This window comes from Mycobacterium sp. ACS4054 (genome assembly GCF_001667275.1).
Taxonomy (GTDB): domain Bacteria; phylum Actinomycetota; class Actinomycetes; order Mycobacteriales; family Mycobacteriaceae; genus Mycobacterium.
In genome coordinates this window covers 1-20,168 of sequence record NZ_LZHV01000015.1, presented here as the reverse complement: position 1 = coordinate 20,168, position 20,168 = coordinate 1, and the positions used below count along the sequence as shown (strand labels likewise).

The following is a 20,168-nucleotide window of genomic DNA, read 5'->3' as shown; positions in this document are numbered from 1 at the left end:
CGCCGGGGGAATTGTGTGTCCGCCGATCGGGGGACAACGGCGTCACTACACTCACCCAGATGACTGAAGCCGGTCGGCTGAGCGGTTCACGCATTGGCCTGACCGCCGCCAGCATCGGCGTCATCTACGGCTACGACCTGTCCATCATCGCCGGCGCGCAGCTGTACGTCACCGAGGACTTCGGGCTGTCCACCCGCCAGCAGGAACTGCTGACGACGATGGTGGTCATCGGCCAGATCGTCGGGGCGCTCGGCGCGGGCAAGCTCGCCAACGCGATCGGGCGGCAGAAGTCGGTGGTGCTGCTTCTGGCCGCCTACGCGGGGTTCGCGTTGCTGGGCGCGCTCTCGGTGTCGTTCCCGATGCTGTTGGCGGCCCGGCTCCTGCTCGGGTTGACCCTGGGGGTGGCGGTGGTGGTCGTCCCCGTCTACATCGCGGAATCGGCTCCGACGGCGGTGCGCGGCTCGCTGCTGACGGCCTATCAGCTGGCCATCGTCAGCGGGCTCATCGTCGGCTACCTCTCCGGTTATCTGCTGGCCGGCACCCACAGCTGGCGCTGGATGCTGGGGCTGGCCATGGTGCCCGCAATGCTGTTGTTGCCGTTGCTGATTCGAGCGCCGGACACGGCGCGATGGTACGTGCTCAAGGGCCGGCCCGACGAGGCCCGGCGAGCCCTGCTGCGTGTGGAACCCACCGCCCGGGTCGACGAGGAGCTCGCCGAGATCGGTGACGCCCTGAGCGAAGGGGGCGGCGGCTGGTCGGAAATGCTGCGACCGCCGTACGCGCGCGCCACCGCCTTCGTCGTCACGCTCGGCTTCTTGATCCAGATCACCGGCATCAACGCGATCATCTATTACAGCCCACGGATATTCGAGGCGATGGGCTTCACGGGCAACTTCGCGCTGCTGGCGCTGCCGGCCGTGGTCCAGGTCGCCGGGCTGGCGGCCGTGGGCGCCGCGCTGCTGCTCGTCGACCGGGTCGGCCGGCGCCCGGTGCTGCTGTCCGGCATCGCCATGATGATCGCCGCCGACGTCGTGTTGATGGGTGTGTTCGGGCGCGGCATCGGCGGCGCGGTGCTCGGATTCGCCGGCATCGTGTTGTTCATCTTCGGCTACACCATGGGGTTCGGCTCGCTGGGCTGGGTGTACGCCAGCGAGAGCTTCCCGTCGCGACTGCGGTCCATCGGGTCGAGCACGATGCTCACCTCCAACCTGGTGGCCAATGCGATCATCGCCGCCGTGTTCCTCACCCTGCTGCATTCCCTCGGCGGCGCGGGGACTTTCGCGGTGTTCGCGGCGCTGGCGGTGGTCGCGTTCGTCGTCGTCTACCGGTACGCGCCGGAGACCAAGGGGCGCCAGCTCGAGGAGATCCGGCACTTCTGGGAGAACGGCGGCCGATGGTCGTGATCGCCGCGGGCACCTCGGTGCTCGACGGGACTGTCAGCGGGCCGGGCTGGCTCGAGACGGACGCCGGACGGATCCGGGCCTGCGCCGCGGGCGCCCCGCCCCGCCCGCCCGACGCCGACTTTCCCGACGGCATCGTGGTGCCCGGTTTCGTCGACATGCACGTGCACGGCGGCGGCGGGGCGTCCTACACCGACGGCGCCCGCGCGGCCGCGGACTTTCATTTGCGGCACGGCACCACGACGACGCTCGCCAGCCTGGTGACCGCCTCGCCCGGGGAGTTGCTGACCGGGGTGCGCGCGGTCGCCGAAGCCACCCGCGACGGCGTCGTCGCGGGCATCCACCTGGAGGGGCCGTGGCTGAGCCGGGCCCGGTGCGGGGCGCACGACCCGGCCCTGATGCGCGACCCGGACCCGGCCGAGATCGACGCCCTGCTGGACGCCGGCGGCGGCGCGATCCGGATGGTCACCCTGGCGCCCGAGCTGCCCGGGGCCGTCGACGCGATCCGGCGCTTCCTCGACGCCGGAGTCGTTGTGGCACTGGGGCATACGGACTGCACCTACGAGCAGGCCGAACGCGCCATCGCCCTGGGCGCCACCGTCGGCACCCACCTGTTCAACGCGATGCCGCCGCTGCACCATCGCCGGCCCGGCCCGGCGCTCGCCCTGCTCCGCCATCCCGCCGTCACCGTGGAGGTGATCGCCGACGGCGTGCACGTGCACCCGGCCGTCGTGCGGGCGGTCATCGAGGACGCCGGGCCCGAGCGGGTCGCCGCCGTCACCGACGCCATCTCCGCCGCCGGCCGCGGCGACGGGGCGTTTCGCCTCGGCGCGGTGGACGTCGACGTCGCGTCCGGAGTGGCGCGGGTGCGCGGCACGCCGACGATCGCGGGCAGCACCGCCACCATGGACCAGCTCTTCCGCAACGTGTACGCCGCAGCGGGACTGGCCGCCGCCGCGCAGACAACCTCGGCGACGCCCGCGCGCGCCCTCGGCCTGCAAGGGGTGGGCAGCCTGCGCGCCGGCTACGACGCCAATCTCGTTGTGCTGGACCGCGATCTGCGGGTGGCCGCGGTCATGGCCGCCGGGCGATGGCGGGTGGGCGGCTAGCGCAGCCGCCGGATAATACGGGAAAGGGTCAGCGCCCCAAGGGCTCCCATCGCCATCGCGGTCAGCGTCTGCCGCGTGCCGATCCCCTCGTCAGCTTGCACGCGCGGCGCGATGATCGCCGGCGGCGGCGGGGGGACGTGGCGCGAGCGCGGGTCATCGGAGGCCGTCGCGGCCCACGCCGTGCAGAAGAGCACGAGATAGGCGGTGATGTAGGCGAACACCATCAGGCCCAGCACCGGGCCGAAGGTGGCGCCCGCCGGGCTGCGCAGCACCACCCGCAGGTACACGGACCCCACCTGTTTGAACACCTCGAACCCGACCGCCGCCATCAGCGCGGCCCGCATCGAATCGGTCAGGCTGACCTTCTCGCGGGGCAGGCGGGCGATCATCCAGGTGAACAGCAGCCAGGACACGGCCGTCGAGATCACGATCGACAACAGCCAGAAGAACCAGTCGAACACCGTAAGCTGCGGCACGCCAAGCCATCTCAGCAGCGCGGCAAGCGGCGCGTCATGACCGATCGTGGTCAGGCCGACGGTGGCCATGATCACCGCGAACGTGCCCAGCATCGCCAACAGATCGGAGAGCTTGTTGTGCACGAAACCCGGCGACTCGATCCGCTCGTCCCACCACATCTCCGTCAACGCCTGGCGCAGATGCGATATCCAGCCCAGCCCCGCCCACACCGCGGTGGCCAGGCCGATGACACCCACCGACGTCCGCGCGGCGATCGCCGAATTCATCAGGTCCAGGAGCTGATCCCCCAGCGCGCCGGTCACCTGGGACCGGATGTGGTCGTCGATCGTTTTCAGCAGTTCGGGCCGGCGCACCAGCACGAACCCGAAGGCCGCGAAACCGACCATCAGCAAGGGAAATAACGCGAAGATCGTGTAATAGGTGAGGCCGGCCGCGAAGAACCCGCCGCTGCGGTCGTCGAAGCGCCGGTAGGCGCGCAGGACGTGGTCCAGCCAGCCGTGCCGGGCCCGCAGCCGGTCGAGAATTCCGGGCTTGGCAGGTTCGGTCATGAGAAGCTTTCGCCCGCCGCCGAAGGGATCCCAGCTGGTGGCGCGACGTCTGGGGCCGGCCGCACCCCGTCCCATGCCGTCGCGGCCCAGGCGGTACTGAACAGCACCAAGAGCCAGGTGACGTACGCGAACGCCAACAAACCCAGCACCGGACCGAACGTGGCGCCGGCGGCGCTGCGCAGCACGAATTTCAGGTAGAGAGATCCCAACAGCTTGAACAACTCGAACCCGGCGGCCGCAATCAAGCCCGCCTCCATCGACGTGACGATGCCAACCGACTCGCGCGGCAATCGCACGATCACCCAGCTGAACACCAGCCACGACACCGCGAACGCCGTCAGCACCGAAACAATGCGGAAGACCCAGGGGAATACCGACAGTTCCGGTATCCCAAGCAATTTCAACGCCGCTCGCATTGGTTTCTCGTGGCCCAGCGCGGACAGTCCCATGGTGATGACGATGACCACGAACGTCCCCACCACGGCGACCAGATCCGACAGTATGGTGCGAACGAAACCCACGGAATCCAATGGGTGCTCCCAGATTCGGCCCAGCGCCTCCCGCAGGCGATACATCCACGTTTGGCCCAGCCAGGCCGCCACTACCAATCCGATCACACCGACGGATGCGCGGGCCGCGATCGCCGAATGGATCAAGTTGACCAGGTGCTGCCCCAACTCGGGGGACACCCAGGACCGGACGTGGTCGTCGATCGTGTTCAGCCGCTCGGGATGGCGCGACAGCCCGAAGCTGCCCAGCGCGAAACCGACCATCAGCAAGGGAAATAGCGCGATCAGGGTGTAGTAGGTGAGGCCGGCCGCGAGCAGATTGCCGTTGCAGTTCCTGAAGTGAAGAAAGGCGCGCACTACGTGGTCGAGCCAGCCGTGCCGGGCCCGCAGCCGATCGAGGACACCTGGCTTGGCCGGCTCGCCCATGTGCGACTCATCCCCGTTGCGGAAGGAAACCTAACCGATCGTAGACCCGCCGAACGGTTTTCCCGGCGACGTCCTCGGCGCGCTCCGCCCCCGCCGCGAGCACCGACTCCAATTCGGCTGAATCGGCCAGCAATTCGTCGACGCGGGCCTTGATGGGGCTGACGAACTCGACGACCGCCTCGGCGGTGTCCTTCTTCAGATCCCCGTAACCCCGTCCGGCGTAACCCTCGACGAGCGTGTCGATGCCGGCGCCGGTGACCGCCGACTGGATGCTCAGCAGGTTGGACACCCCCGGCTTGGCGTCGGTGTCGAAGCGGATCTCGCGCTCGCTGTCGGTCACCGCCGAGCGGATCTTCTTCGCCGACGCGGCGGGATCGTCTAGCAGGTTGATCAGGCCCGCGTCGGTGGCCGCGGATTTGCTCATCTTCGACGTGGGGTCTTGCAGGTCGTAGATCTTCGCGGTCACCTTGGGGATCATCACGTCGGGCACCACGAACGTGTCGGGGAACCGGCTGTTGAACCGCTGCGCCACGTCGCGCGCCAGCTCCAGGTGCTGGCGCTGGTCTTCGCCCACCGGCACCAGCTCGGTGTCGTAGGCCAGCACGTCGGCGGCCTGCAACACCGGATAGGTGAACAGGCCGACGGTGGTGGAGTCGCCGCCCTGGCGGGCCGACTTGTCCTTGAACTGCGTCATCCGCGAGGCCTGCCCGAAGCCGGTGAAGCAGCCCAGCACCCAGGCCAACTGGGAGTGGGCGGGCACGTGGCTCTGCACGAAGACCGTGCTGCGGGCCGGGTCGATGCCCAACGCCAGGTACTGGGCGGCCGTGACCAGGGTGCGGCGGCGCAGCGCCTCGGGATCCTGCGGAATGGTGATGGCGTGCAGGTCGACCACGCAGAAGAAGCAGTCGTGATCGTCCTGCAGCCCGACCCATTGGGTGATGGCACCCAGCGCGTTCCCCAGGTGGAGCGAATCGGAGGTGGGCTGCACGCCGGAGAAGATCCGGCCGGATCGGGTGCTCATGATGCACCGATCTTTTCACGCGGGCCTTCACCGGAACCCGCCGCCGCCGAGTGTGCGGCTAGCTTCACACTCGCCGCCGAGTGTGCGGCCAGCCGCACACTCGCGAGCGGGCGGCGCCCACCTCACGCCACCCTCGCTTGCGGTACCGGCGGTACCGCCTTTACTGTCGGGCTATGGGGAGCAGCATGAACAGCAGCGCGGGGACGCGGCCACCGATCCACCTGGGTTCTGGAGAGCCGGTCCTGTTGCTGCACCCGTTCCTGCTGTCCCAGGCGGTTTGGGAAGACGTCGCCCAGCGGCTGGCCGACACCGGGCGCTACGAGGTCTTCGCCCCGACGATGGCCGGCCACAACGGTGGCCCGCCCGCGGGGACCTGGTTCTTGTCCTCGGCGGTGCTCGCCGACCACGTGGAGCGCCAGATGGACGAGCTGGGCTGGAAGACCGCGCACATCGTGGGCAACTCGCTGGGCGGGTGGGTCGCGTTCGAGCTGGAGCGGCGCGGGCGCGCGCGCAGCGTGATGGGCATCGCCCCGGCCGGCGGATGGACCCGATGGAGCCCGGCCAAGTTCGAGGTGATCGCCAAGTTCATCCTCGGCATTCCGCTGCTGATCCTGGCCGCGCTGTTCGGCCCGCGGGTGATGGGGCTGCCGTTCAGCCGCCACCTGGCCACCTACGCGATCAGCGCGACGCCCGACGGAGTCAGCCACGAGCAACTGCTGGGCTGCATCGACGACGTCGCGCACTGCCCGGCCTACTTCCAGCTGCTGGTCAAGTCGCTGCTGCTGCACGGGCTGCGGGAGCTGGCCGAGAACGCGGTCCCGGCGCACCTGGTGATCTGCGAGAAGGATCGGATCGTGCCCGCCCCGAGGTTCAGCCGGCATTTCACCACCCATTTGCCCGACGACCACCAGGTCACCGAGCTCGACGGCGTGGGCCACATCCCGATGTTCGAGGCGCCCGAGCGCGTCACCGACGTGATCATCGGCTTCCTCGACGAGTGCGTCGACCCGGCGCGGCGCCGCGCGAACCCCTCGGCTAGTTAGCCAGTTCCTTTTCCAGGTTCTCGGCGATCGAGTTGAGGAACTCCTCGCTCTGCTGCCATTCCTGGTCGGGGCCGACGAGCATGGCCAGGTCCTTGGTCATCTTCCCGCTCTCGACCGTCCCGACGACCACGTCCTCCAGCCTCTGCGCGAACTCGATCACCCCCGGGGTGCCGTCGAGCTTGCCGCGGTGGGCCAGCCCGCGCGTCCAGGCGAAGATCGAGGCGATCGGGTTGGTCGAGGTCGGCTTGCCGGCCCGGTACTGCCGGAAGTGCCGGGTGACGGTGCCGTGCGCGGCCTCGGCCTCGACCGTCTTGCCGTCGGCGGTCATCAGCACCGACGTCATCAGCCCCAGCGAGCCGTAGCCCTGGGCGACGAGGTCGGACTGGACGTCGCCGTCGTAGTTCTTGCACGCCCACACGTAGCCGCCCTCCCACTTCAGGCAGGCGGCGACCATGTCGTCGATGAGCCGGTGCTCGTAGGTGAGCCCCTCGGCCTCGAACTTGTCCTTGAACTCCTCGTCGTAGATGCGCTGGAACTCGTCCTTGAACATGCCGTCGTAGGCCTTGAGGATCGTGTTCTTGGTGGACAGGTATACCGGCCACTTGGCGTTGAGGCCGTACTTGAACGACGCGCGCGCGAAATCCCCGATGGAGTCCTTGAAGTTGTACATCCCCATCACGACGCCGCCGTCGTCGGGGATGTCCACCATCTCGTGCACGATCGGCTCGCTGCCGTCGGACGGGGTGAACGTGATCGCCACGGTGCCCGGCTTGTCGATCTTGAAGTTGGTCGACCGATATTGGTCACCGAACGCGTGGCGCCCGATGACGATCGGCTTGGTCCAGCCGGGAACCAGCCGGGGGACGTTTGAGATCACGATCGGCTCGCGGAAGATGGTGCCGCCCAGGATGTTTCGGATGGTGCCGTTGGGCGAGAGCCACATCTTCTTCAGGTTGAACTCCTGGACGCGGGCCTCGTCGGGGGTGATGGTGGCGCACTTGACGCCCACCCCGTGTCTCTTGATGGCGTACGCGGCGTCGATGGTCACCTGGTCGTTGGTGCGGTCGCGGTTCTCGATGCCGAGGTCGTAGTACTCCAGGTTGACGTCGAGATGCGGCAGGATCAGCATCTCCTTGATCAGTTTCCAGATGACGCGGGTCATCTCGTCACCGTCGAGCTCGACGACCGGCCCCCGGACTTTGATCTTGCGGTCGCCCGACATCTTTGAGACCTTACGAACCTTGCGAGGCTGTCAGCGCTTCGTTGAACGTCTTGCTCGGCCGCATCACGGCGGTCGTCTTCTCGCTGTCCGGGTAGTAGTAGCCACCGATGTCCACCGTCTCGCCCTGCGCCTCGGCCAGCTCGCCGACGATGGTGTCCTCGTTCTCGCCGAGTGACTCGGCCAGCGCGGCGAAGTGCTTGCGCAGCTCCTCGTCGTCGGATTGCGCGAGTTCCTGCGCCCAGTACAGCGCAAGGTAGAACTGGCTGCCGCGGTTGTCGAGTTCGCCGGCCTTGCGCGACGGGCTCTTGTTGTTCTCCAGCAGCTTGCCGATCGCGGCGTCCAGCGTCTTGCCCAGGATCTTGGCGCGCTCGTTGTCCGTCTTGATCCCGATGTCCTCGAAACACGCTCCGAGAGCGAGGAATTCGCCAAGGGAATCCCAGCGCAGGTGGTTCTCCTCGAGGAGCTGGTGCACGTGCTTGGGCGCCGAACCGCCCGCGCCGGTTTCGTACATGCCGCCGCCGGACATCAACGGCACGATGGAAAGCATCTTGGCGCTGGTGCCCAGCTCGAGGATCGGGAACAGGTCGGTGAGGTAGTCGCGCAGGATGTTTCCGGTCGCGGCGATGGTGTCCTGGCCGCGAATCGCGCGCTCGATCGTGTACCGCATGGCCCACACCTGCGGCATGATGTTGATGTCCAGGCCCTCGGTGTCGTGTTCCTTCAGATACGCCTTGACCTTCTTGCGCAGCTCAACCTCGTGCGGCCGCTCCGTGTCCAGCCAGAACACCACCGTCATGCCCGAGTTGCGCGCCCGCGTGACGGCCAGCTTGACCCAGTCGCGGATCGCCTCGTCGGTCACGATCGGCATCCGCCAGATGTCGCCCTCTTCGACGTTCTGGGTCAGCAGCACCTCGCCGCTGTCGAGGTCGACGATGTTGGCGACGCCGTCCTCGGGGATTTCGAACGTCTTGTCGTGCGAGCCGTACTCCTCGGCCTGCTGCGCCATCAGGCCGACGTTGGGCACGGTCCCCATGGTGGTCGGGTCGAACTGCCCGTGGGTCTTGCAGAAGTTGATGATCTCCTGGTAGATCCGCGAAAAGGTCGACTCGGGGTTGACGGCCTTGGTGTCCTTCTGCCGCCCGTCGGCGCCCCACATCTTGCCGCCCGCCCGGATCATCGCCGGCATCGACGCGTCCACGATCACGTCGCTGGGCGAGTGAAAGTTGGTGATGCCCTTGGCCGAATCGACCATGGCCAGCTCGGGCCGGTGTTCGTGGCAGGCGTGCAGGTCGCGGATGATCTCCTCGTGCAGCGAGGCGGGCAGCGACTCGATCTTGTTGTAGAGGTCGACCAGTCCGTTGTTGACGTCGACGCCGAGCTCGTCGAACAGCTCCTGGTGCTTGGCGAAGGCGTCCTTGTAATAGACCTTCACGGCGTGGCCGAAGACGATGGGATGCGAGACCTTCATCATGGTCGCCTTGACGTGCAGCGAGAACATGACGCCGGTCTCGTAGGCGTCCTCCATCTGCTCTTCGTAGAACTCGACCAGCGCCTTCTTGCTCATGAACATGCTGTCGATGACGTCGCCCTCGCGCAGCTCGACCCTTTCCTTGAGCTCGAGGGTCTTGCCGCTCTTGGTTTCCAGCACCATCTTCACGTTGCGCGCGCGGTCCAGCGTCATCGACTTCTCGCCGTGGTAGAAGTCGCCCTTGCGCATGGTCGCGACGTGGGTGCGCGACGCCGGCGACCACTCGCCCATGCTGTGCGGGTGCCTGCGCGCGTACTCCTTGACGGCCTTGGGCGCGCGCCGGTCCGAGTTGCCTTGTCGCAGTACCGGGTTGACCGCGCTGCCCAGGCATTTGCCGTAGCGGGCGCGGATTTCCTTGTCCGCGTCGGTCTTCGGGCTCTGCGGAAAGTCCGGAATCTTGAAGCCCTTGCCCTGCAGCTCCTTGACGGCGGCGACCAGCTGGGGCACCGAGGCGCTGATGTTCGGCAGCTTGATGATGTTGGTGTCGGGCAGCTGCGTCAGCTTGCCCAACTCGCCCAGGTTGTCCGGGACCCGCTGCTCCTCGGTCAGGTCGTCGGGGAATTCGGCCAGGATGCGCGCGGCCACGGAGATGTCGCTCGTCTTGATCTCGATGCCCGCCGGCTCGGCGAACGCGCGCACGATCGGCAGGAACCCGTAGGTCGCCAGCAACGGCGCCTCGTCGGTCAGTGTGTAGATGACGGTCGGCTGTTCGGCGCTCACGGTCCCTCTCCCGGCGTGGAAAATCTTCGAATATTCGGTCAGATCTCTGGGGGGCTCAGCGTTCTTCCTGCCACGTTATCAAGGGCGTTTGGGCAGGTGTCGACCTGCCATTGGCACACAGTCGGCACAGTAAGATAGTCTCCGTATTGGTCATGAGCGCCAGCATCAAGCCCCGGCTTGCTGGCCGGCAACCCTCCAACCGCGGTGGGGTGCCCCGGGTGATGACCAGGTTGAGTAGCCAAGCACCGGCTATCCGGCAAGCGCGGGTCCGCCATGACGGGCCCCTGAGCCAGACAGGGGAAACTTTCCATGAGCGATGCCACCAGCAGCGACGACGTCGACCCGGCGGCACTTTGGTCGTTCGACACCAAGCAGGTGCACGCCGGCCAGCGGCCGGACCCGGCCACCAACGCCCGCGCCCTGCCGATCTACCAGACCACGTCGTACACATTCGACGACACCTCGCACGCCGCCGCCCTGTTCGGGCTGGAGGTGCCGGGCAACATCTACACCCGGATCGGCAACCCCACCACCGACGTCGTCGAGCAGCGGATCGCCGCGCTCGAGGGCGGCGTGGCAGCGCTCTTCCTCAGCTCCGGGCAGGCGGCTGAGACCTTCGCCATACTCAACCTCGCGTGTGCCGGGGATCACATCGTGTCCAGCCCGCGGCTCTACGGCGGCACCTACAACCTGTTCCACTACTCGCTGGCCAAGCTCGGCATCGAGGTCAGCTTCGTCGACGACCCCGACGACCTGGATTCCTGGCAGGCCGCGGTGCGCCCGAACACCAAGGCGTTCTTCGGCGAGACCATCTCCAACCCGCAGATCGACCTGCTGGACATCCCCGGGGTCGCCGGCGTCGCCCACGCCAACGGGATACCGCTGATCGTCGACAACACCATCGCCACGCCCTACCTGATCCGGCCGTTCGAGCACGGCGCCGACGTCGTGGTGCACTCGGCCACCAAGTACCTGGGCGGGCACGGCTCGGCGATCGCCGGCGTCATCGTCGACGGCGGCACCTTCGACTGGACGCAGGGCCGTTTTCCGGGATTCACCACTCCCGACCCGAGCTACCACGGCGTGGTGTTCGCCGAGCTGGGGCCGCCGGCCTACGCGCTCAAGGCGCGCGTGCAGTTGCTGCGCGACTTGGGTTCGGCCGCCTCCCCGTTCAACGCGTTCCTGGTCGCCCAGGGCATCGAAACGCTGAGCCTGCGGATGGAACGCCACGTCGCCAACGCGCAGCGGGTCGCCGAATTCCTCGAGGGCCACGACGGCGTTGTGTCGGTGAACTACGCCGGGCTGCCCAGCTCGCCGTGGCACGAGCGCGGGAAGAAGCTGGCGCCCAAGGGAACCGGCGCGGTGCTCGCCTTCGAGCTGGCCGGCGGCGTCGAGGCAGGCAAGGCGTTCGTGAACGCGCTCAAGTTGCACAGCCACGTCGCCAACATCGGCGACGTGCGATCGCTGGTGATCCACCCGGCGTCGACCACGCATGCCCAGCTGAGCGCCGCCGAGCAGCTGGCGACCGGCGTGACGCCCGGCCTGGTGCGGCTGGCCGTCGGCATCGAGGGCATCGACGACATCCTGGCCGACCTGGAGCTTGGCTTCGCCGCGGCGCGCAAGTTCGGCGCCGAGGCGGCCGACCCGCAAGCCGTGGCGGCGTTCTGAGGGGCCGGCCGTGACGATCTCTGACGTCGGAACCCAGACGCTGCCGGCCGAAGGCGAGATCGGCCTGGTCCACATCGGCTCGCTGAGGACCGAGGGCGGCGCGGTGATCGACGATGTGTGCATCGCCGTGCAGCGCTGGGGCGAGCTGTCGCCGACCCGCGACAACGTGGTGGTGGTGCTGCACGCGCTCACCGGCGACTCGCACATCACCGGTCCCGCCGGGCCGGGGCATCCCACCGGTGGCTGGTGGGACGGGGTCGCCGGCCCGGGCGCGCCGATCGACACCGACCGCTGGTGCGCCGTCGCCACCAACGTGCTGGGCGGTTGCCGCGGCTCGACGGGCCCCAGCTCGCTGGCCCGCGATGGAAAGCCCTGGGGCTCAAGGTTTCCGATGATCACCGTGCGTGACCAGGTGGAGGCCGACATCGCCGCGCTGGCCGCGCTGGGAATCAACGAGGTCGCCGCGGTTGTTGGTGGTTCCATGGGCGGCGCACGGGCTTTGGAATGGATGGTCGGGCACCCGAGTCGGGTGAGGGCAGGGCTGCTGCTGGCGGTCGGTGCGCGCGCGACCGCGGACCAGATCGGCACGCAGACCACGCAGATCGCGGCCATCAAGGCCGACCCGGACTGGCAGGGCGGCGATTACCACGACACCGGCCGCACACCGGACACCGGCCTGGCCATCGCCCGCCGCTTCGCCCACCTGACCTATCGTGGCGAAGCGGAGCTCGACACCCGCTTCGGCAACGACAAGCAGGGCGGCGGGGACAGCCGCTACGCGGTGCAGAGCTACCTCGAGCACCAGGGCGACAAGCTGTTGGCCCGCTTCGACGCGGGCAGCTACGTGGCCCTGACCGAGGCGCTGAACAGCCATGACGTGGGCCGCGGCCGCGGCGGGGTGCCCAAGGCGCTCCAGGGTTGCCCGGTGCCGGCGGTGGTCGGCGGCATCACGTCGGACCGGCTTTATCCGCTGCGGTTGCAGGAGGAGCTCGCCGAGCTGCTACCGGGCTGTGGCGGACTGGAGGTCGTCGAGTCCATCTGCGGGCACGACGGCTTCCTGGTGGAGTCCGAGGCGGTCGGCGAGCTGATTCGCGAGACGCTCGACCTAGCTGAGAGTGAAGGCGCGTGCCGGCGGTGACGCGCTCAGGGCAGGACCGCTCTTTGTCGTTCGGCTCGGCGGCCGCTGCCTATGAGCGGGGGCGCCCGTCTTATCCCCCGGAGGCGATCGACTGGCTGCTGCCGCGCGGCGCCCGCCAGGTGCTGGACCTGGGTGCCGGCACCGGGAAGCTGACCACCCGGCTGGTGGAACGCGGGCTGGACGTGGTGGCCGTCGACCCGATCCCCGACATGCTGGAGGTGTTGCGCACCTCGCTGCCGGAGACCCGGGCGCTGCTGGGCACCGCCGAGGGGATTCCGTTGCCGGACAACAGCGTCGACGTCGTGCTGGTGGCGCAGGCGTGGCACTGGGTGGATCCCGAACGCGCCATTCCCGAGGTGGCCCGCGTGCTGCGGCCGGGCGGCCGGCTGGGTCTGGTGTGGAACACCCGCGACGAGCGGCTGGGCTGGGTGCGGGAGCTGGGCGAGATCATCGGCTCCGACGGTGACCGCGGCCGCTTCGACGTCACGCTGTCCGAGTCGTTCACCTCACCGGAGCGCCACCAGGTCGAGTGGACGAATTACCTTACGCCCCAAGCCCTGATCGACCTGGTCGCATCGCGCAGCTACTGCATCACCTCGCCGACCGAGGTCCGCACCAGGACCCTGGACCAGGTGCGCGAGTTGCTCGCCACCCATCCGGCGCTGGCGAATTCGACCGGGTTGGCGCTGCCCTACGTCACCGTGTGCATCCGGGCGACGCTCGCCGGGTGATTACGGCGCGTCGTCGTCATCGTCATCCCGGAGCAGTTTCTCGGGGTGGTGGAAGGTGTTGGTGCGGGGCCGGCCCCAGTCGAGGCGGGGTGGGGGGATCCATTCGGTGTGGCCTTGGGTGTTTTTGCGGGTGCGCCAGCCGCCGGGTTTGAGCAGGCGGTGATGCGGGCCGCAGGCGAAGGTGAGGTCGTTGATGTCGGTGCGCCGGCTGCGGGCGTAGTCGGTGACGTGATGGACCTCGGAGAGGTAGCCGGGCACGGTGCAGCCCGGGGCGGTGCAGCCGCGGTCTTTGGCGTACAGCACAATTCGTTGGCCGGGGTTGGCGAGCCGTTTGGTGTGATACAGCGCCAGCGGTTGGGCGGTGTCGTCGAAGATGGCCAGGTAGTGGTGGGCGTGGCGGGCCAGGCGGATCACGTCGCTGATCGGCAGCCGGGTGCCGCCGCCGGTGCGCCCCGTGCCGGCGGCGGTTTGCAGCTCCTGCAGGGTGGTGGTGATGATGATGGAGGCCGGTAACCCGTTGTGCCGCCCGAGTTTTCCCGAGGCCAACAGGGCGCGTGATGCCGCCAACAACGCGTCGTGGTTGCGCTGGGCCGTACTGCGGGCGTCACCGTCGATGGCCTCCTGGCTCGGGGCCCCGTCCACGCACGGCATGTCGTCAAGGGGGTTGCACATGCCGGGGGCGGCCAGCTTGGCCAGCACCGCCTCGATGGTGGCCCGCAACTCGGGGGTGAGCACCCCGCGCAGCTCCGACATCCCGTCGGGCCCCTGTCTACCCAGGGTCAAACCTCGCCTGCGGGCGCGGTCGGCGTCGCTGTAGGTGCCGTCGGGGTTGAGGCAATCGGCAATATGCTCGGCGAGCGCCGCCAATTGTTCGGGCCGAAACTGCGCGCCGGCTGTCACCAGGTCGGCTTCCACGGATTCCCGGGTGGGCGCATCCACCGCGGCGGGCAACTGGTGAAAGAACTTACGGATCACCCCCACCTGTCCACCACCGAGCTTTCCGGCGCGTTGGGCGGCCGCGGTGGCCGGCAGGATCGGCGCCAAAGGTTCGCCGGTCAACCCGTGGCGGGGTCCTAGGTCGACCGCTTCTTTCACCCGCCGGGAGGCTTCGGCGCGGCTGATCAGCGTCGCCTCGGCAATGGCATGCGGCAGCGAGCCACCCAACTCCTCGGCGGTGGCCTGCCGACCCAAGGTGTTGATCACCGGATGCTCGATCGCGGGCAGCTGCCGGCGTACTTTTTCGGAGCGTTCCAGGTAGGCCACCTGCTCGCGGGTGCCCAGGGCATTGCAGTCGTAGCCGCGCAGAGTTGCCAAGGCGGCATCGATGGCGTCGAACGCCGCCGACACCGCCTCGGGATCAGTACTCATACCCTCGAAACTAACGACCCCCACCGACAACAATGCGCCCGAAATCGCCATAGATACACACTCGCGCAAAAACTTTCGCGCGAGACCGGCGGGGGTGCAAACGGCTAGAAGTTCAGCCCCGAGTACATGACCCGATTCGGGTCGTACTTCTGCCGCACGGCCGTCAACCGCGACAGATTCGAGCCGAAGTAGCGCGCCGGCGCGCCATCGGGCTCCAGGTAATTGACGTATCCGCCGACCGAGATCTGTTGCACCGCTTGATGCGCGGAGCTCAGCCAGGTGTTCGCGGCGGCGACCTGGCCGCCGGACGGTTCGACGTACCACTGCAACACGGCCGCCTGGTTGCGCCACGGAAACGCGGTGTCCCCGGCGGCCACGTCCGCGGCGGCGCCACCGAGCGGGTCGACTAGCACCGACGCCTGCCCCACCCCCGACGGCCATTGCCCGATCGCCGTGGCAATGGCATGTGCCGCAGCGGAATCCACCGGCCCGATGACGTCGGAACCGGCCAGGAACGAGCGGGCCGGCGGATTGGAGTTGCCCCCGGCCAGGTACATCACCAAATCCGAGCGGTTCATCGTCTTGTTCATCACGGAGGTGGGCGCCACCCCCACCGCGGCCTTGATCGCATCGGCCACGCCCGCGCCCGCGCCCGCCGGGCAGAGCGCCAGCACGTGGCAATTCGGCGCCGAACCGATCATCAGATCGACTATGCCCCAGGTGTTTCGGTCCGCGGCGCTCAGCCAGGTCTGCCAACCGACGAGCACCTGGGTGGCCGACGCCGGCGGGAAGTCGAGCCGCACCACGTCGCTGTCGGAGGTCGCGAAGGTGGAGAACGTCATCGACGTGGTCACCCCGAAATTGCCGCCCCCTCCGCCGCGAAGCGCCCAGAACAGATCGGGGTTGTCGTTGGCCGAGGCGGTCACCACGTCGCCGCTGGGCAGCACCACCGTGGCCGACTGCAGCGCGTCACAGGTCAGGCCGGCGTGCCGGGTATCGGGCCCGATCCCGCCGCCCATCGCGAGGCCGGCGACGCCGACGTTCGGGCAACTGCCGGTGGGAATCGCCCGGCCGGCACCGGCCAACGCCTGGTGGATCGCGTACAGGGTGGTCGCGGGGGTGACGGTGACGGTGTTGCCGTCGAAGTTGGGCGCGCCCGGTAGCCCCCGCAGATCCAGCACCAAGGTGCCGTTGGCACTGGACGCGCCGATGTAGGAATGCCCTCCCCCGCGCGGGGCGACCTTGAGGTTGTTGGCCGTCGCGAACGCCAGCGCCTTCTGCACATCCGCCTGCGACGAAACCGTCACGACTGCAGCGGGATTCGAGCTGTCATAGAACGAGTTGAAAACCTTTTTGCTGGTGGCGAATTGGGCGCCGTTGGCGGGCAGCACGACGCTGCCGCCGATGGCGGACGCCAGGCCGCCCCAGCCGGCGGCGGGGTCCGGGGCGGCGCGCGCGGGGCCCAAAACCGCCCCGGTCGCCAACATTCCGACGGCGCCGCGCAGAAACGTCTGGCGCGAGATGCGGCCCTGCATCAAGGGGTCCAGCGGACGGCTGCGATTCGTCGTCATGTGCGGAGATTCTTAAACATTTCACACGCAAAAGCCCGGTCTGGGCGCCCGTGTCAAGATCACAGTGTGGCTTCGATCCGCCGAAAAGCGCGCCGAGCGCAGACCGCCCAATAAGCGACGTCGCGGCCACGGCCGACTCACAAAACGCTTATTGTGCGAACCTTTATCCCACCGTGTCGCAAACGTGACAGTGATAGCTCAGAGTTCTCAACGTGATTCGAGTGCTTTCTGCGCACTCCACGATTGCGGGGGAGGCTGCATGAAGGCACTGGCACGAACGAACCGCTGGATCTGGCTGTTTCGGAACCAGCCCCTGACCGTTCGTCTGCTCGCTGCCGCCGCCGGCCTGCTCACCGCGGCGTCGGCGTTCGCCGCGCCGGCCGGCGCCGACAACCCCGACGACAACTTCATCGACGCGCTCAACCACGCCGGCATCGACTTCGGCGAGCCCGGAAACGCGATGTCGGTGGGCCAGTCCATCTGCCCGATGTTGGCCCAACCGGGCGGCAACTTCGCCGCGGCCGCGTCCAGCGTCTCAGGCCGGGGCATGTCGCCCATGATGGCGCGCATGTTCACCACCATCGCGATACAGACCTACTGCCCGGAGCAGATGGCGAACCTGGCCAACGGCAACCTGTCGGTTCCGCAGATGCCGGGAATGCCCGGGCAGGTTCCCGGCGTGCCCGGCATGACGGGCGGGCAGATCCCCGGCATGGCCGGACAAATCCCCGGCGTCGCGGGCCAGTATCCCGGCATGGCGGGGCAGATGCCCGGCATACCGGGGCGGGTCCCGGCGGCGCCGGGTATCTAACCGGTGCCCAGCGGGTCGATGGTCCACGCGATGTAGACCATCGCGGCCGCGACCGTCGCCGTGGTGACGAAGTCAATTCCCTTGCTGCGCACCACCAAAAGGCCGGAACGCTCGTCGGACAGCACCAATCGCAGCGCCGCCGCCAGGCCGACGCCGATGCCGATCAACAGTGACCCGCGGCGCCAGAAGTTGGCCCCCACCAGCGCCAGCGCGGTCGCGAAGGTCAAGCCCACCAGCAGGATTGGCCACTGGGCCCGGACGAGCGACCTCGCGCTCATTGCCGCTCGGCGAGCTCGACGACGTTGGTCAGCAGGAACGCCCGGGTCAACGGGCCGACACCGCCGGGATTCGGCGACACGTGGCCGGCGACCTCCCACACATCCGGGTGCACGTCGCCCACCAACCCGCTGTCGGTCCGGCTGACCCCCACGTCGACGACCGCGGCACCCGGACGCACCATGTCGGCGGTCAGCATGTGCGGCACCCCGACGGCGGCCACCACGATGTCCGCCTGCCGGGTGTGCGTGGCCAGATCGCGAGTTCCGGTGTGGCACAACGTCACCGTGGCGTTCTCGGAGCGCCGGGTCAGCAGCAGGCCCAACGGGCGGCCCACCGTCACGCCGCGGCCGATGATGACCACGTGCGCCCCGGCGATCTCGACGTCGTAGCGGCGCAGCAGGTGCACGATGCCGCGCGCGGTGCACGGCAGCGGCGCCGCAACGCTGAGCACCAGCCGGCCCAGGTTCGTGGGGTGCAGGCCGTCGGCGTCCTTGTTCGGGTCGACCCGCTCCAGCGCCGCGTTCTCGTCCAGATGCTTGGGCAGCGGCAACTGCACGATGTAGCCGGTGCAGTGCGGGTTGGCGTTCAGCTCGTCGATGGTGGCTTCCAGCGTCGCGGTGCTGATGTCGGCGGGCAGGTCACGGCGGATCGAGGTGATGCCGACCTTGGCGCAGTCGGCGTGCTTGCCCCGGACGTAGGCCTGCGACCCCGGATCGTCGCCGACCAAGATGGTCCCCAGCCCGGGCGTGCGGCCCGACGCGGTCAGGGCGGCCACTCGTTCTTTGAGATCGACGAAGATTTCGTCGCGGGTGGCCTTGCCGTCCAGTGTGATTGCGCCCACGCCTGACAGTCTGGCATGCCTTGCCGTTAGGCTCCCGATATGTCTACCCCTCCGGACGTGTTCAGCCCGGCCAAGCTGGGCCCGATCACGCTGCGCAACCGCACCATCAAGTCGGCGACCTTCGAGGCCCGCACGCCCGACACCCTGGTGACCGACGACCTGATCGAATACCACCGGCTGCCCGCCGCCGGCGGCGTCGGCATGACCACCGTCGCCTATTGCGCCGTCTCCCCCGGCGGCCGCACCGAGGGCAACGGGATCTGGATGCGCCCGGAGGCGGTGCCCGGCTTCCGTAGGCTCACCGACGCGATCCACGCCGAGGGCGCGGCGGTCAGCGCGCAGATCGGCCACGCCGGGCCGGTGGCCAACGCCAAAACCAATAAGGCCAGGGCGCTGGCACCGGTGCGGTTCTTCAATCCGATCGGGATGCGGTTCGCCAAGAAGGCGACGCGCGACGACATCAACGACGTCATCGAGGGGCACGCCAACGCCGTCCGGCTGGCGATCGAAGCCGGCTTCGACGCGGTCGAAATCCACTTGGGCCACAACTACTTGGCGAGCTCGTTTTTGTCCCCGCTGATCAACCGGCGCGACGACGAGTTCGGCGGATCGCTTGAGAACCGGGCGAAGGTGGCACGCGGCATCGTGATGGCCGTGCGCCGCACGGTGGAAAAGGAGGGCACGCCGATCGCGGTCACCGCAAAGCTCAACATGACCGACGGGGTGCGTGGCGGCATCTCCACCGAGGAATCGCTGACCACCGCCAAGTGGCTGCAGGACGACGGCGGGCTGGACGCGATCGAGCTGACGGCGGGTAGCTCGCTGGTCAATCCGATGTACCTGTTCCACGGTGACTCGCCGATCAAGGAGTTCGCCGGGGCGTTCAAGCCGCCGCTGAGTTGGGGCATGCGCATGACGGGCAAGAAGTTCCTGCGCGAGTACCCCTACCGCGAGGCCTATTTGTTGCGGCACGCCAAGCTGTTCCGCGCCGAGCTGACCATGCCGCTGATCTTGCTCGGCGGCATCACCAACCGGGAGACGATGGACCTGGCGATGGCGGAGGGGTTCGACTTCGTCGCGATGGGCCGGGCGCTGCTGGCCGAACCCGACCTGATCAACCGGATCGCGGCCGACGGCGCCGCGCACAGCGTGCATTCCGCGTGCACGCACTGCAACAAGTGCATGGCCACCATCTACACGCGGACCCAGTGCGTGGTCACGGGCGCCCCCGACGTGCTAGCGCGGTGACGAGAGCGGGCCCCCGAACGCACATTTGGGCCTCAGGGTGGCCTTGGGTTCACGAGATACAGTTGGTTCGATGAGTGCACCAGCCGCGCCCGTGCTGACGGTTCGTCATGACGGGTCAGAACGCACCTTTGCCGCCGGCCACGACGTGGTGGTGGGGCGCGACCTGCGCGCCGACATGCGCATCACCCACCCACTCATTTCGCGCGCGCACCTACTGCTGCGGTTCGACCAGGGCCGGTGGCTGGCGATCGACAACGGTTCGCTCAACGGCACTTTCGTCAACGGCCGGCGGGTCCCGGTGGTCGAGATCCACGACGGTCAATGCCTCAACATCGGGAACCCGGACGGGCCGCAGCTGATGTTCGAGGTCGGCCGGCACCAAGGGATGGCCGGGCGCCCACCGCAAACCGAATCGATGGGCATCCCGATGGCGGCCCAGCCGTCCGGCGCGGCCTGGTCCGCCTCGCCCGCGGGCCCGCCCGCCGCCGGCATACATCGGTTGGGCCGGCG

At 68.4% G+C, this 20,168-nt stretch carries 18 protein-coding genes and 1 riboswitch; of the genes, 9 read left to right on the top strand and 9 right to left on the bottom strand.

The annotated features are described in order from the left end of the window. Positions 1-59 precede the first annotated feature (59 nt). Positions 60-1,403, top strand: a complete 1,344-nt coding sequence (locus A5730_RS02895; protein WP_067895396.1) for a sugar porter family MFS transporter — start codon at positions 60-62, stop codon at positions 1,401-1,403. Further along, complete coding sequence (gene nagA, locus A5730_RS02890; protein ID WP_067895394.1) at positions 1,394-2,509, top strand: N-acetylglucosamine-6-phosphate deacetylase; 1,116 nt, start codon at positions 1,394-1,396, stop codon at positions 2,507-2,509. Before A5730_RS02895 ends, nagA begins: the two co-directional genes overlap by 10 nt. Here the strand turns inward: nagA and yhjD (A5730_RS02885) are convergent. From yhjD (A5730_RS02885) to trpS, 3 genes are read right to left on the bottom strand one after another with little or no spacing between them, the layout of a single operon-like run. Continuing rightward, on the bottom strand, positions 2,506-3,534 hold the full coding sequence (gene yhjD, locus A5730_RS02885) for an inner membrane protein YhjD (protein ID WP_067895392.1): 1,029 nt from the start codon (positions 3,532-3,534) through the stop codon (positions 2,506-2,508). The two genes, nagA and yhjD (A5730_RS02885), sit on opposite strands and share 4 nt — an antisense overlap. After that, complete coding sequence (gene yhjD, locus A5730_RS02880; protein ID WP_067895389.1) at positions 3,531-4,469, bottom strand: inner membrane protein YhjD; 939 nt, start codon at positions 4,467-4,469, stop codon at positions 3,531-3,533. Before yhjD (A5730_RS02880) ends, yhjD (A5730_RS02885) begins: the two co-directional genes overlap by 4 nt. Positions 4,470-4,476: 7 nt before the next feature. Next, positions 4,477-5,490 carry a tryptophan--tRNA ligase gene (gene trpS, locus A5730_RS02875; RefSeq protein WP_067895386.1) on the bottom strand — a complete coding sequence of 338 codons (1,014 nt, stop codon included), beginning with the start codon at positions 5,488-5,490 and terminating at the stop codon, positions 4,477-4,479. A gap of 242 nt (positions 5,491-5,732) precedes the next feature. On the opposite strand from trpS, the gene A5730_RS02870 reads away from it, so the two are divergent. Next, a complete protein-coding gene (locus A5730_RS02870) occupies positions 5,733-6,533 on the top strand; it encodes an alpha/beta fold hydrolase (protein WP_067895488.1) in 801 nt (266 codons plus the stop codon). On the opposite strand, the gene A5730_RS02865 is transcribed toward A5730_RS02870, so the two are convergent. Both A5730_RS02865 and A5730_RS02860 read right to left on the bottom strand, forming a co-directional pair. Continuing rightward, on the bottom strand, positions 6,526-7,755 hold the full coding sequence (locus tag A5730_RS02865) for an NADP-dependent isocitrate dehydrogenase (RefSeq protein ID WP_055405018.1): 1,230 nt from the start codon (positions 7,753-7,755) through the stop codon (positions 6,526-6,528). The two genes, A5730_RS02870 and A5730_RS02865, sit on opposite strands and share 8 nt — an antisense overlap. 10 nt (positions 7,756-7,765) lie before the next feature. Further along, positions 7,766-10,003 (bottom strand): NADP-dependent isocitrate dehydrogenase, encoded by a 2,238-nt coding sequence (locus A5730_RS02860; protein WP_067895384.1) that lies wholly within the window; start codon positions 10,001-10,003, stop codon positions 7,766-7,768. Between the two features lie 148 nt (positions 10,004-10,151). Beyond that, positions 10,152-10,272, top strand: a riboswitch (SAM riboswitch). A gap of 40 nt (positions 10,273-10,312) precedes the next feature. Here A5730_RS02860 and A5730_RS02855 point away from each other — a divergent pair. Genes A5730_RS02855 through A5730_RS02845 form a run of 3 tightly spaced genes read left to right on the top strand, consistent with a single transcriptional unit; the run spans position 10,313 to position 13,540 of the window. Next, positions 10,313-11,671, top strand: a complete 1,359-nt coding sequence (locus A5730_RS02855) for a bifunctional o-acetylhomoserine/o-acetylserine sulfhydrylase (RefSeq protein WP_067895382.1) — start codon at positions 10,313-10,315, stop codon at positions 11,669-11,671. 10 nt (positions 11,672-11,681) lie between these two features. Then, entirely contained in the window at positions 11,682-12,809 is a 1,128-nt protein-coding gene (locus A5730_RS02850; protein ID WP_067895380.1) for a homoserine O-acetyltransferase, read from the top strand. Further along, on the top strand, positions 12,806-13,540 hold the full coding sequence (locus tag A5730_RS02845; RefSeq protein WP_067895484.1) for a class I SAM-dependent methyltransferase: 735 nt from the start codon (positions 12,806-12,808) through the stop codon (positions 13,538-13,540). The genes A5730_RS02850 and A5730_RS02845 overlap by 4 nt, the downstream gene beginning before the upstream one ends. Here the strand turns inward: A5730_RS02845 and A5730_RS02840 are convergent, their stop codons facing one another. Both A5730_RS02840 and A5730_RS02835 read right to left on the bottom strand, forming a co-directional pair. Further along, positions 13,541-14,908, bottom strand: a complete 1,368-nt coding sequence (locus A5730_RS02840; protein ID WP_067895377.1) for an HNH endonuclease signature motif containing protein — start codon at positions 14,906-14,908, stop codon at positions 13,541-13,543. 104 nt (positions 14,909-15,012) lie between these two features. Then, positions 15,013-16,443, bottom strand: coding sequence for an FAD-binding oxidoreductase (locus A5730_RS02835; protein ID WP_067895481.1), 1,431 nt, complete (start codon positions 16,441-16,443; stop codon positions 15,013-15,015). A gap of 295 nt (positions 16,444-16,738) precedes the next feature. Between A5730_RS02835 and A5730_RS02830 the strand changes: the two genes are divergently transcribed. Continuing rightward, the gene (locus A5730_RS02830) at positions 16,739-17,290 is read left to right on the top strand and encodes a DUF732 domain-containing protein (protein ID WP_067895374.1); all 552 of its coding nucleotides are present in this window, start codon (positions 16,739-16,741) and stop codon (positions 17,288-17,290) included. On the opposite strand, the gene A5730_RS02825 is transcribed toward A5730_RS02830, so the two are convergent. Further along, entirely contained in the window at positions 17,287-17,568 is a 282-nt protein-coding gene (locus A5730_RS02825) for a DUF3017 domain-containing protein (protein ID WP_055405320.1), read from the bottom strand. The two genes, A5730_RS02830 and A5730_RS02825, sit on opposite strands and share 4 nt — an antisense overlap. Continuing rightward, on the bottom strand, positions 17,565-18,410 hold the full coding sequence (locus A5730_RS02820) for a bifunctional methylenetetrahydrofolate dehydrogenase/methenyltetrahydrofolate cyclohydrolase (RefSeq protein WP_067895372.1): 846 nt from the start codon (positions 18,408-18,410) through the stop codon (positions 17,565-17,567). Before A5730_RS02820 ends, A5730_RS02825 begins: the two co-directional genes overlap by 4 nt. 39 nt (positions 18,411-18,449) lie before the next feature. Here A5730_RS02820 and A5730_RS02815 point away from each other — a divergent pair, with 39 nt between their 5' ends. Together A5730_RS02815 and A5730_RS02810 are read left to right on the top strand one after the other, a co-directional pair. Beyond that, on the top strand, positions 18,450-19,658 hold the full coding sequence (locus tag A5730_RS02815; protein ID WP_067895369.1) for an NADH:flavin oxidoreductase: 1,209 nt from the start codon (positions 18,450-18,452) through the stop codon (positions 19,656-19,658). A gap of 70 nt (positions 19,659-19,728) precedes the next feature. Further along, positions 19,729-20,168, top strand: a 440-nt coding sequence (locus A5730_RS02810) for an FHA domain-containing protein (RefSeq protein WP_197506120.1), incomplete at its 3' end; no start/stop codon positions are given.

Bases quoted from the DNA above. Each gene is read 5' to 3' on its own strand.
- A5730_RS02865 (WP_055405018.1), bottom strand. From the start codon at position 7,755: ATGTCGGGCGACCGCAAGATCAAAGTCCGGGGGCCGGTCGTCGAGCTC.
- trpS (WP_067895386.1), bottom strand. From the start codon at position 5,490: ATGAGCACCCGATCCGGCCGGATCTTCTCCGGCGTGCAGCCCACCTCC.
- A5730_RS02830 (WP_067895374.1), top strand. From the start codon at position 16,739: ATGAAGGCACTGGCACGAACGAACCGCTGGATCTGGCTGTTTCGGAAC.
- A5730_RS02815 (WP_067895369.1), top strand. From the start codon at position 18,450: ATGTCTACCCCTCCGGACGTGTTCAGCCCGGCCAAGCTGGGCCCGATC.
- A5730_RS02825 (WP_055405320.1), bottom strand. From the start codon at position 17,568: ATGAGCGCGAGGTCGCTCGTCCGGGCCCAGTGGCCAATCCTGCTGGTG.
- yhjD (WP_067895392.1), bottom strand. From the start codon at position 3,534: ATGACCGAACCTGCCAAGCCCGGAATTCTCGACCGGCTGCGGGCCCGG.
- A5730_RS02895 (WP_067895396.1), top strand. From the start codon at position 60: ATGACTGAAGCCGGTCGGCTGAGCGGTTCACGCATTGGCCTGACCGCC.
- A5730_RS02835 (WP_067895481.1), bottom strand. From the start codon at position 16,443: ATGCAGGGCCGCATCTCGCGCCAGACGTTTCTGCGCGGCGCCGTCGGA.
- A5730_RS02855 (WP_067895382.1), top strand. From the start codon at position 10,313: ATGAGCGATGCCACCAGCAGCGACGACGTCGACCCGGCGGCACTTTGG.
- nagA (WP_067895394.1), top strand. From the start codon at position 1,394: ATGGTCGTGATCGCCGCGGGCACCTCGGTGCTCGACGGGACTGTCAGC.
- yhjD (WP_067895389.1), bottom strand. From the start codon at position 4,469: ATGGGCGAGCCGGCCAAGCCAGGTGTCCTCGATCGGCTGCGGGCCCGG.
- A5730_RS02840 (WP_067895377.1), bottom strand. From the start codon at position 14,908: ATGAGTACTGATCCCGAGGCGGTGTCGGCGGCGTTCGACGCCATCGAT.